Source organism: Streptococcus sp. sy004 (genome assembly GCF_007859205.1).
GTDB lineage: Bacteria > Bacillota > Bacilli > Lactobacillales > Streptococcaceae > Streptococcus.
The window spans coordinates 1-12,199 of the sequence record NZ_VOHP01000006.1 but is presented as its reverse complement, the minus strand read 5'-3'; the positions used below and the strand labels follow the sequence as shown (position 1 = coordinate 12,199).

General features: G+C 39.0%; 10 protein-coding genes and 1 tRNA gene. 7 read left to right on the top strand and 4 right to left on the bottom strand.

Going from position 1 to position 12,199, the window contains the following annotated elements; all coding sequences use genetic code 11:
- Positions 1-192: 192 nt before the first annotated feature.
- The 5 genes from FRX54_RS05425 to serS all read left to right on the top strand — a co-directional run bounded on the left by FRX54_RS05425 (position 193) and on the right by serS (position 4,876).
- Positions 193-1,185, top strand: coding sequence for a PTS sugar transporter subunit IIB (locus FRX54_RS05425; RefSeq protein WP_146461849.1), 993 nt, complete (start codon positions 193-195; stop codon positions 1,183-1,185).
- A 30-nt stretch (positions 1,186-1,215) separates the two neighbouring features.
- Complete coding sequence (locus FRX54_RS05420) at positions 1,216-2,016, top strand: PTS mannose/fructose/sorbose transporter subunit IIC (protein WP_146461996.1); 801 nt, start codon at positions 1,216-1,218, stop codon at positions 2,014-2,016.
- Positions 2,017-2,030: 14 nt separating this feature from the next.
- Complete coding sequence (locus FRX54_RS05415; RefSeq protein WP_146461847.1) at positions 2,031-2,942, top strand: PTS system mannose/fructose/sorbose family transporter subunit IID; 912 nt, start codon at positions 2,031-2,033, stop codon at positions 2,940-2,942.
- Positions 2,943-3,002: 60 nt separating this feature from the next.
- Complete coding sequence (locus FRX54_RS05410) at positions 3,003-3,368, top strand: DUF956 family protein (protein ID WP_146461845.1); 366 nt, start codon at positions 3,003-3,005, stop codon at positions 3,366-3,368.
- A 233-nt stretch (positions 3,369-3,601) separates the two neighbouring features.
- Positions 3,602-4,876 (top strand): serine--tRNA ligase, encoded by a 1,275-nt coding sequence (gene serS, locus FRX54_RS05405; protein ID WP_146461843.1) that lies wholly within the window; start codon positions 3,602-3,604, stop codon positions 4,874-4,876.
- A gap of 89 nt (positions 4,877-4,965) precedes the next feature.
- Here serS and FRX54_RS05400 read toward each other — a convergent pair whose 3' ends face one another.
- The 3 genes from FRX54_RS05400 to FRX54_RS05390 all read right to left on the bottom strand — a co-directional run bounded on the left by FRX54_RS05400 (position 4,966) and on the right by FRX54_RS05390 (position 9,385).
- Entirely contained in the window at positions 4,966-6,366 is a 1,401-nt protein-coding gene (locus tag FRX54_RS05400; RefSeq protein WP_146461842.1) for a LysM domain-containing protein, read from the bottom strand.
- Between the two features lie 206 nt (positions 6,367-6,572).
- Positions 6,573-7,442 (bottom strand): fructokinase ScrK, encoded by an 870-nt coding sequence (gene scrK / locus FRX54_RS05395; protein WP_146461839.1) that lies wholly within the window; start codon positions 7,440-7,442, stop codon positions 6,573-6,575.
- A gap of 71 nt (positions 7,443-7,513) precedes the next feature.
- Complete coding sequence (locus FRX54_RS05390; protein ID WP_146461838.1) at positions 7,514-9,385, bottom strand: sucrose-specific PTS transporter subunit IIBC; 1,872 nt, start codon at positions 9,383-9,385, stop codon at positions 7,514-7,516.
- A gap of 208 nt (positions 9,386-9,593) precedes the next feature.
- Between FRX54_RS05390 and FRX54_RS05385 the strand changes: the two genes are divergently transcribed.
- On the top strand, positions 9,594-11,036 hold the full coding sequence (locus FRX54_RS05385; protein WP_146461836.1) for a sucrose-6-phosphate hydrolase: 1,443 nt from the start codon (positions 9,594-9,596) through the stop codon (positions 11,034-11,036).
- 4 nt (positions 11,037-11,040) lie between these two features.
- Positions 11,041-12,003: a LacI family DNA-binding transcriptional regulator gene (locus tag FRX54_RS05380; protein ID WP_146461833.1), complete on the top strand. Its 963-nt coding sequence runs from the start codon at positions 11,041-11,043 to the stop codon at positions 12,001-12,003.
- A gap of 86 nt (positions 12,004-12,089) precedes the next feature.
- On the opposite strand, the gene FRX54_RS05375 is transcribed toward FRX54_RS05380, so the two are convergent.
- Positions 12,090-12,163 (bottom strand) — tRNA-Asn (locus FRX54_RS05375).
- Between the last annotated feature and the right edge of the window lie 36 nt (positions 12,164-12,199).

The window sequence follows — 12,199 nt, the reverse complement described above, 5'->3', positions numbered from 1 at the left end:
CTTTTATGCTTGTCATTTTTCCTTTTGACTGATTTTCATCTATTTTTGATAAATTTTGTGATTTTTTCTCAGATAACCTTGACATTTTCTTGAAAACGTTTTAAAATAGCTATGTTCTTGAATTTCGTTTGAAGGTGATACTAATTTAGTATGACACAAAATGAAAAATAATTAAAAGGAGGAAAATCAAGAATGGGTATCGGTATTATTATTGCCAGCCATGGTAAATTTGCTGAAGGTATTCATCAATCAGGTTCCATGATTTTCGGGGAACAAGAAAAGGTTCAAGTTGTCACTTTCATGCCAAGTGAAGGACCAGATGATCTTTACGCACACTTTACCAATGCTATCGCTCAATTTGATGCTGATGATGAGATTCTTGTCCTTGCTGACCTTTGGAGTGGTTCACCCTTCAACCAAGCAAGTCGAATCATGGGAGAAAATCCTGAGCGTAAATTCGCCATCATCACTGGCCTCAACTTGCCTATGCTAATTCAAGCTTATACAGAACGCATGATGGATGCATCTGCTGGAGTTGAGCAAGTTGCAGCTAACATTATCAAAGAGGCTAAAGAAGGGATTAAAGCCTTGCCAGAAGAATTGAACCCTGCTGAAGCCGCTCCTGTTGTTGCTAAAACTAGCGACGCACCACAAGGGGCTATTCCTGAAGGAACAGTTATTGGTGATGGTAAGTTGAAAATCAACCTTGCTCGCATTGACACACGTCTCTTGCATGGTCAAGTCGCAACAGGTTGGACACCCGCTTCAAAAGCTGATCGTATCATCGTTGCATCTGATACAGTTTCTCAAGATGAATTACGTAAACAATTGATTAAACAAGCCGCTCCTGGTAATGTTAAAGCAAATGTTGTACCAATCCAGAAATTGATTGACGTTTCAAAAGACCCTCGCTTTGGTAATACTCATGCGTTGATTTTATTTGAAACACCTCAGGATGCCCTTCGTGCTATCGAGGGCGGAGTTGAGATTGAAGAATTGAACGTTGGTTCAATGGCTCACTCAACTGGTAAAACAATGGTCAACAATGTGCTATCAATGGACAAAGACGATGTTGCTGTCTTTGAAAAATTACGTGACCTTGGTGTCAAATTTGACGTCCGTAAAGTACCAAATGATTCTAAAAAAGACTTGTTTGACCTAATCAACAAAGCAAACGTTAAATAAGCTATATAAAAGAAAGGATTTATCATGGATATTTCAATTATTTCTGCGATCTTGGTGGTCGTGGTTGCCTTCCTTGCTGGTATGGAAGGAATTCTTGACCAATTCCAATTCCATCAACCAATCGTTGCTTGTACCCTTATCGGTTTGGTAACAGGTAACCTTATTCCTGGAGTTATCCTAGGTGGAACACTGCAATTTGTCGCTCTTGGTTGGGCAAATATCGGAGCTGCCGTAGCACCTGATGCGGCACTTGCTTCCGTTGCTGCTGCCATTATCTTGATTAAAGGTGGTGACTTCTCAGATCAAGCCATTAGTGTTGCTCAAGGTCTTGCTATCCCACTTGCTGTTGCTGGTCTTTTCTTGACTATGCTCGTTCGTACCGCATCTGTCGGTTTGGTTCACGGAGCTGATGCTGCTGCTGAACGTGGCGACTTTGCTGCACTTGAACGCTATCATTTAGTAGCTCTTTCTCTTCAAGGTCTTCGTATCGCTGTTCCTGCTGCATTCTTGCTTGCCATTCCTTCTGAAAGCGTAAAAGCTGCACTTGAGTTGATGCCAGAGTGGCTAAGTGGTGGTATGCAAGTTGGTGGTGGTATGGTTGTTGCCGTAGGTTTCGCTATGGTTATCAACATGATGGCTTCTCGTGAAGTTTGGCCATTCTTTGCCCTTGGTTTTGCTCTTGCAGCCGTTAATGATTTAACACTAATCGCCCTTGGTGCTATCGGTGTTGCTCTTGCCTTCATCTACCTTAACCTTTCTAAAAAAGGTGGCAACGGTAGTGCTAGTGCAGGGTCACACGATCCAATCGGTGACATCCTAGAAGATTACTAAGAGGAGGCAATAACATGGCAGAAAAAATTCAACTTTCACTAAGTGATCGTAAAAAAGTTTGGTTCCGTTCACAACTCCTTCAAGCATCTTGGAACTACGAACGTATGCAAAACTTAGGTTGGGCTTATGCTTTAGTTCCAGCTATTAAAAAACTTTACACGAAAAAAGAAGATCAAGCAGCTGCACTTAAACGCCACATGGAATTCTTTAATACGCATCCTTATGTGGCTGCACCTATCTTTGGGGTAACACTTGCTCTTGAAGAAGATCGTGCCAATGGTGCAGATATTGATGACGCTGCAATCCAAGGGGTTAAAATCGGTATGATGGGACCTCTTGCAGGTATCGGTGACCCAGTGTTCTGGTTTACTGTTCGTCCAATCATTGGTGCCCTAGGAGCTTCACTTGCTATCGCAGGTAATGTTCTTGGACCAATCATCTTCTTTGTCGCTTGGAATGCTATTCGTATGGCTTTCCTATGGTACACACAAGAATTTGGTTACAAATCAGGTAAAGAAATCACTAAAGACATGTCAGGTGGTATCCTACAAGACATCACCAAAGGAGCTTCAATCCTTGGTATGTTCATCTTAGCTGTTCTAGCGCAACGTTGGGTATCAATTAAGTTTGCTTTCAATGTTTCAAGTGTACCACTTTCAAAAGGAGCTTACATTGAGTGGGATAAACTCCCAGCAGGTAGCGAAGGTATCAAAGAAGCCTTTGCTCAAGTTGGAGCAGGTCTTTCACAAACTCCTGAAAAAGTAACAACTTTCCAACAAAACTTAGATGGTTTGATTCCTGGATTTATGAACGTTCTTCTTGTATTCCTCTGCATGTGGTTACTGAAGAAAAAAGTATCTCCAATCACTATCATCGTTGGTTTGTTCATCGTTGGTATTCTTGCTCGTTTAGCTGGTATCATGTAAAATAAGAAAGGTTGGGAGTTTATCCTAGCCTTCTTACTTTACTCATGGAAAGGAAAATACATGGCACAATCCCTCAATAAAACCGTCCTTCTCCAAACAACAGGAGTGTCTTATCTCGGTATTGGTAGCAAGGTCGGCAAGTTTCTTATTGGCCCAGAAGCTATAGAATTTTACCCTGATGTCAATGTTGAGCAATATATCCAAATCCCATGGTCGTCCGTAGATTACATCGGAGCAAATGTATCTGGTAAAAAAATCAGTCGCCATTTTGAAGTGATGACACAGCAAGGTAAATTTCTTTTTGCGTCCAAAGATTCTGGCAAGATTTTGAAAATCGCTCGTGACATTTTAGGAAATGATAAGGTTGTCAAACTTCCCACTCTTTTACAAATGATTGGGCAAAAACTACTCCCGAAAACTCGATAAAGCCTTTACTTTTATAAGAAAGTTGGGTATAATAAAAATAACGGATAAGTAGAGATTAGTTACTTTTCAGAAAGCCTACGGTCGCTGCAAGTAGGTAAGGGCTAATGTTGAAATTCTACCGTTGTTCATTATTACGTAGATAATTAAGTGCACAAGATTTGTGAAGTTGGATGGAACCACGCCTTTGGCGTTCCAACATAGCTCATCTTGTGCTTTTTTATAGGAGGAATTTTATGTTAGATTTAAAACGCATTCGTAATGACTTTGATCATGTTGCTGAAAAACTAGCTTTACGTGGCGTCAGTCAAGAAACTTTAACACAATTAGCAGAACTTGACCAAAAACGTCGTCGCCTTTTGGTTGAAACAGAAGAACTTAAGGCTGAACGCAATCTTGCTTCTGCTAATATTGCCCAAGCTAAACACAACAAAGAAAATGCTGATGAGCAAATCGCTGCCATGCAAAAACTATCTGCCAAGATTAAGGAAATCGACAATGAACTACTTGAACTTGATCAACAAGTAGAAGGTATCCTAGTTGTCTTGCCAAATACACCGCATGACAGTGTGCCAGTTGGGGCTGATGAAGAAGACAATGTAGAAGTTCGTCGTTGGGGAACGCCTCGTGAATTTGATTTTGAGCCAAAAGCTCACTGGGATTTAGGTGAGAATCTCAATATTTTGGATTGGGAACGTGGGGCTAAGGTGACCGGTGCTCGTTTCCTTTTCTATAAAAATCTCGGTGCTCGCTTAGAACGTGCCCTTTACAATTTCATGCTTGATGAGCATGCGGCAGAAGGTTATACCGAAATTATCCCACCTTACATGGTCAATCATGACTCTATGTTTGGTACGGGTCAATACCCAAAATTCAAGGAAGACACATTTGAATTAGCTGACAGCAATTTTGTCCTTATTCCAACTGCTGAAGTTCCTTTGACCAATTTCTATCGTAACGAGATTATCAACGGTAAAGATTTGCCAATCTACTTTACAGCTATGAGCCCATCTTTCCGTTCTGAAGCAGGTTCTGCCGGTCGTGACACGCGTGGTCTAATTCGTTTGCACCAATTCCATAAGGTAGAAATGGTCAAATTTGCCAAACCTGAAGAATCTTATGAAGAATTAGAAAAAATGACAGCTAATGCTGAAAATATCCTACAAAAACTTGGCCTACCATATCGTGTTTTAGCACTTTGTACTGGAGATATGGGCTTCTCAGCTGCCAAAACTTATGACCTAGAAGTATGGATTCCAGCTCAAAACACCTACCGTGAAATTTCTAGTTGTTCAAACACAGAAGATTTCCAAGCTCGCCGTGCCCAAATTCGTTACCGTGACGAAGCTGACGGTAAGGTGAAACTACTTCATACCTTGAACGGTTCTGGTTTAGCTGTTGGCCGTACTGTTGCAGCCATTTTGGAAAATTATCAAAATGAAGATGGTTCTGTAACCATTCCTGAAGTACTCCGTCCATATATGGGAGGACTTGAGGTGATTAAACCTTAATATCAAATAGATAAAAACTCAGTTAACTAGCCTAACTGAGTTTTATTTTGACATTTGACAAAAGAAAAATCACGCTAAGCGTGATTTTTTTATTCATTCATAGAAACGTGAACATGATCCATGTGGTTTTGTGTTGCACTACCACGGTCTGGCATTAGGTTCCAAGTATTGGCTGGACCATAGATGTTATTGACTGGTGAATAGAAGCGTTGTTGCCAGATAACATAGGCAATATCATTATTAGCAATATTATCAACAGCGTATTGAGCTACTTGGTCACCTTGAGCAGCACTGTCAACCATAATATCAACAGCTAGACCTTGTCCATGATCATCATTTGAGTTACGATAGCCACCAATGTTACTAATACCAAATTCATTACCTACTTGTGATTGGAAAGCTGCTGTCTGAGCTTGCATTCCTGCACTATTATAAGTCAAGGTTTGAGTAGGAGTACTCTCTGGAGCAACTTCTTCGACAACCGTTTCTACTGGTTCAGCAGGTGTTTCAACTACTGGTTGCTCTACTGCTGTTGCTTCTTCAGCCGCTGATGTTTCTTCAACTGGAGCCACTTCTTCTGTACTTGCCTCAACAACTTGTGTTACGGCTTCAGTGATTGGATCTTCTGATTGACCATAATTTTGAGTCATCTCACTAGATTCCACAATTGATTGAGTGACTTCTTCAACATTTGGTGTTTCAACTACATCGCTAGTTGATGTTTCAGTTGATACTTCTTCTACTGTTTCAGTAGCTACATTTTCTACTGCAACACTTGACTCATGTGTTTCTGATGCAACTTCACTGCTGCTAGATACTGGCTCTTCAGAAACCATTTCTGTTGTTGCTACAGATGTATTTTCTGCAATATCACTTGATGCAGACGCTTCACTTACCACTTCAGTCACAACTGTCTTGCTACTTGGTACTACTGGTTCTTTTACTTGTTCTACTGATGACTCAACCACAGGTGTTGTCGCTACAGGAGTAGCCTCTTGACTAGATGTTATAACATTAACCACTTCTGCAATTTGAGCAACCTGACTTGCTGGTTCTGCCGTCAAATCATTTACTTTAACTGTTTGATTTTTAAGAACGACTTCATTTGTTGCCAAATCTGCCTTGACTGTCATCTCTTCTGTTGATGATGTTTGAGGAACATCTACTTGAACTGTTTTGACATCTTGGTTATCACCGTAAGTAATCGTTAAAACAGTATTAGGAAGAATAAAGTTAACATCTGCAATATTATTTAGATTAGCCAAAACATTGACTTCTAACCCAACTGCTTCTGCAATACTACCTAATGTATCACCATATTGAACCGTATAAGTAATTTTATTGTTTTCTTTAACTAAATCTGCTCTAATCTCTTCCACAGAACGTGGTGCCCAAACCAATCCTTCTTCTGCTTGAACTTGATTAACTCCAAAGATCGATAAGGCCATTGTTGATAATAAAAGAGATTTTTTAATAAAGTTTTTTGACATAATTTTTTCCTCTTTGTCTAATTGTGATTACAATGATAACATAAAAATCAGACGAATTAAAGGCATTTTTTCTTTATTAAAGGAATTGTAGTTTCTGTTATCTGTTCTTCATTTTTGTAACCTAAATGATACATTTCCTTATTTCTTAATCTAGCGTAAACTAAATCCCCACTTAATCAATGTTAAGTGAGGACTGAGATAGTTGACTAGTTAGCCACTTTTTTTGCTAGGGCAAAGTTACCCAAGGTCGCAGAGCCATTATTAGCCACTGCAGGCGTTACAATATACTCTTCTACTGGTGGAATTGGTAGATAGTCATTGAGCAAGTCTAGGAAGTGCTGATGGACTAATTTAATCATGTGGTCCTGAGCCATAACACCTCCACCAAATACGATCACTTCTGGACGAAACATCATGGTTGCTTGAATTGCTGCTTGGGCAATATAATAAGCTTGTTTATCCCAAACCTCATGCTCAACAGGAATATTTTCGCCACGAATGCCCGTACGAGCCTCTAAGCTTGGACCGGCTGCCAAACCTTCTAAACAGCCTTTATGGAAAGGACAAACTCCCTCAAAATCGTGATCCTTATCATGTTTCATCATATAAGTATGCCCCATCTCTGTATGGCCAACCCCTCCGATGAATTCACCATTTTGATAAGCACCTGCTCCAATCCCTGTACCAATGGTATAATAAACCAGATTTTCAACATTCTGGCGAGCAATGACTTCACCATAAGCTGAACTGTTAACATCTGTTGTAAAGTAAAATGGCACTTGTAAGGCTTCTTTCATTGGGCCAATCATATCAATATTTGACCAATCTGGTTTTGGCGTTTTTGTCACATAACCATACGTTTCTGATACTTCATCAATATCAATTGGACCAAAAGAACCCACAGCTACGGCTGCTAAATTATCAAATTGTTGAAAAAAAGCAATAGTTTTAGCAATGGTTTCCTCTGGCTTAGTTGTTGGAAATTGTGTTTGCGAAACGACTTCAAAGTCTTCATTACCAACAGCACAAATAAACTTTGTACCACCTGCCTCAACACTACCATATAATTTTGTCATATTTTACCTCATTCTTAATACAGAAAGAGGTTGATGTTAATCAACCCCTTTTGTTTGAAGGGAAAACTCCCTTATTTGACTTGTAATAACTCGCTACCTTCTTGAACATTGCCACTTGCCAATGTTTCAACTGCTACAAAATCTGCTGTATTGGTTACGATTACCATTGTCGTATCATCAAGACCTGCATCCGCAATCGCTTTAGAATCAAATGTTCCAAGCACATCACCTGCTTTAACAGTTTGATTGGCTTTCACGTTTTGAACAAAACCTTTGCCATTCATTGATACGGTATCAATACCAACATGGATAAGAATTTCTGTACCATTAGTTGATTTAATCCCATACGCATGACCTGTTTCAAAGGCAATTTCAACTGTTCCATCAACTGGCGACACAACTTGATTACCAGTTGGTTTAATCGCAATTCCTTTACCCATAGCTTCTGAAGCAAAAACTGGGTCATTAACGTCTTTCAAGTCAACAACTTGACCTGCAAGTGGAGCAAAAAGCGTTTCTTCTTTGACTACAACCTCTGCAGCTGCTACTGGAGCAACTTGAGGTGTCTCAGACTTTTTTACATCTTTTACCTCATCTTCATAACCAAAGAAGTAGGTCAAACCAAATCCTGCTGCAAATGACACAGCAACCATTAGTAAGTATTGGAACAATTGACCATTTAGGTAAAGAAGCGTTCCAGGAATAATTGTAATACCAAATCCTGTACCTGCAAGACCTAAGATAGAAGCTACTGCACCACCGATAGCACCTGCAATCAATGATAAGAAGAATGGCTTACGGAAACGTAAGTTAACCCCGAAGATAGCTGGTTCAGTAATTCCCAAAAAGGCTGAAAGAGCTGCTGGAAAAGCAAGAGCTTTTAATTTAGGATTTTTAGTTTTCACACCAACCGCTACTGTTGCAGCTCCTTGAGCTGTCATTGCTGCTGTGATAATAGCGTTAAATGGATTAGCACCTGTATTGGCAACCAATTGTGATTCTAGCAAATTGAAGATATGATGAACACCTGATACAACGATAATCTGATGAACTCCACCAATTAGCAAACCACCAAGTCCAAATGGCAAAGCAAGTAGGCCCTGTGTGGCAACTAGAATACCTTTTTCAACCACATGGAATACTGGACCAATCACAAATAGACCAAGTAATGACATCACAAGAAGTGTGATAAATGGTGTCAATAGCAAGTCAAGTACTTCTGGTACAACCTTACGTACCGCTTTTTCAAACTTAGCACCAATAATACCGATGATGAAGGCTGGTAAAACTGATCCTTGTAAACCAACAACTGGAATGAAACCAAAGAACGTCAAGGGTTTAACATCACCACCTGAAGCAACTGCCCAAGCATTTGGTAATTGCCCTGCAATTAGCATCATCCCCAAAACAAGACCAATTGTTTGGTTACCACCAAATACACGGAAAGTTGACCATACAACCAAGGCTGGTAAAACAATAAAGGCTGTATCTGTCAAGATTTGAGAGTAAACATTCAAATCTTCCGGCAAGGTGTAACCTAAAGCTCCCAACAAACCACGAAGCCCCATAAACAAACCAGTCGCTACAATTGCTGGAATAATTGGAACGAAAACATCACCAAACGTACGAACGGCACGTTGGAACCAGTTACCTTGTTGAGCTGCTTCTGCTTTTTGCTCACCTGTCGTTGCTGTTGGCAAACCTAAAGCAACCACTTCATCATAAATTTTATTAACAGTTCCAGTACCAAAAATCATTTGGTATTGACCTGAATTGAAGAAAGCACCTTTAACTTTCTCAATATTTTCTGCTTTTTCTTTGTCAATCTTCGACTCATCAACAACCATGATTCTCAAACGTGTCGCACAGTGAGCAACACTTTTAACATTCTCACGACCACCGACAGCCTCGATGACTTCTTTTGCAATTTGCTTGTTATCCATTTTGCAAAAAACTCCCTCTATATAAATTTTTCTTATCGAGTGTAAGCGTTTCACTCGTTGTTACAACTATTATTTTATCATGATTAAAAAATATGTCAAGCGTTTTGCAGAAATTATTTTTTAATTTAGCAAAAAGATTGATTTTTTAGCAGAAAACGTTTACTATATAGTTAGAAGAAGTATTTTAGATTTAGAAAGAGGATAACTCATGGTAACCTTACCAACAGAAATTCGTTACAAGCCTTATCATCAATGGACTGAAAAAGAAATTCAAGACATTAAAAACAATATTGCTAAATCACCTTGGAGAGCCAATTATCACCTAGAGGCAAAAATGGGACTTCTTAATGACCCCAATGGATTCTCTTATTTTGACGGTAAATTTCACCTTTTTTATCAAAATTTTCCTTTTGCTGCCAGTCACGGTTTGAAACAATGGGTACATACTACCAGTACTAACCTTGTTCATTTCACAGAAACAGGTGTTACCATTCAACCAGATACACCATTAGATAGCCATGGGGCTTATTCTGGCTCAGCCTATGAAGTTGACGACAAACTCTTCATCTTCTATACAGGCAATGTTCGTGATGAAAACTGGGTGCGTACTCCTTTACAAATTGGTGCTTTCATGGATAAAGACGGACAAATCGAGAAAATTAAAGACATCCTTATCCCACCTGCTACAGATGCTACTGAACATTTTCGTGATCCACAAATTTTCAAATATCAAGATCAGTTTTACGCTATCGTTGGTGCACAAAATCATGACAAACAAGGCTTTATCAAATTATATCAAGCTATTGATAATAACGTTACCAAGTGGCAGGAAGTCGGCAATTTAGACTTTGCTGGCACTGGAAGTGAATACATGATTGAATGTCCAAATTTAGTCTTTGTTGACAATCAACCAGTTTTATTCTACAGTCCCCAAGGTCTAGACAAATCTGAACTAAACTATGACAATATTTATCCAAACACTTATAAAGTATGTCAAGCGTTAGACACAAAAACAGCTAAGCTCATCAAACCTTCACCAATCTACAATCTTGATTATGGCTTTGAAGCTTATGCTACTCAAGCCTTTAACATGCCTGATGGCACCGCTTATGCTATCAGTTGGATTGGCTTACCAGACGTTGATTACCCAACAGATACTTATGACTATCAAGGGGCTATGAGTCTGGTTAAAGAATTACACATCAAAAATGGTAAACTCTATCAACAGCCTGTCGCTGCTATGACAAACTTACGTCGAAGCCAAGAAATTCTAGCCAATAAAACAAGCACCAATAACTGCTACGAACTAGAATTTGAAGTCGCTGAAAATAGCCAAGCTGAATTACTTCTATTTGCTGATACCAATAGCAATGGTCTAAAAATCACTACTGATACTGAGAAGGGAACATTCCAAATTGATCGCTCTCAAGTTGGCGAACAATATGCTCTTGAATTTGGTACCAGTCGGAGCTGCTCAATTCCTAAACAACAGACAAAGATACGCCTGTTTGTTGACAAATCCATCTTTGAAATTTTTATCAATGATGGAGAATACATCTTAACTGGTCGTGTCTTTCCAAATCAAGAACAAACAGGCATTTACTTAAATTCTAATAACATATCAGGAAATTTCTATCAATTGAAAGGATAACATCATGGTTGCTAAACTAACAGACGTTGCTGAACTAGCTGGAGTCAGTCCAACAACCGTTTCTCGTGTCATTAACAACAAAGGCTACCTTTCTGAAAAAACAATTAACAAAGTTAAAGATGCCATGAAAACTCTAGGCTACAAGCCCAATAATCTCGCTCGTAGCCTACAAGGAAAGTCAGCCAAACTAATTGGACTCATTTTTCCTAATATCAGCAACATCTTTTATTCCGAACTCATTGAATACCTAGAAATAGAACTTTTTCATCATGATTATAAGGTCATCATTTGCAACAGTCAAAATGACCCCAAAAAAGAAAAAGAATACCTAGAAATGTTGGCTGCTAATCAAGTAGATGGTATCATCTCTAGTAGCCATAATCTTGGTATTGATGATTACGAAAAAGTTGAAGCTCCTATTGTTGCTTTTGATCGTAATCTCGCTCCAAATATTCCAGTCGTTGCTTCAGACAATTTTGAAGGTGGCAAATTAGCTGCGCAAAATCTGATAAAAGTTGGCTGCCAAAAAATTATTATGATTACTGGAAATGACAATTCCAACTCACCTACCAGCTTACGTCATGCTGGCTTTTCAAGTATTTTACCACAAGCACAAATTTTCAATGTTGCAAGTCATTTTTCAGCCATTCGCAAAGAAATGGAAATCAAAAATATTCTCGTGAAAGAAAAACCAGCTGGCATTTTTGTATCAGATGACTTAACTGCCATCTTAGTTATGAAAATTGCTCAAGATTTAGAGATTACAATCCCAGAACAATTAAAAATCATCGGTTATGACGGCACTAATTTCGTTGAAAAATATTTTCCACAATTAACAACCATTAAACAACCTATTCAAGAAATTGCCGTACTTTGTGTCGAAATCTTATTAAAACAAATCGCCAAAGAAAATGTTAATAAAGATTACATTCTCCCGATTAGTTTATTACCTGGTGCTAGTATTTAACTCAAGTTAGCTTATTCTAACTTGAGTTTTTTTATTTATAACTCTGCTAAAAAAAAGCATTGAGAATACTCTCAATGCTTCATCTACTCCGCCAGTAGGACTCGAACCTACGACATCATGATTAACAGTCATGCGCTACTACCAACTGAGCTATGGCGGAATATCAATAGCTAAGCGACTACCTTATCTCACAGGG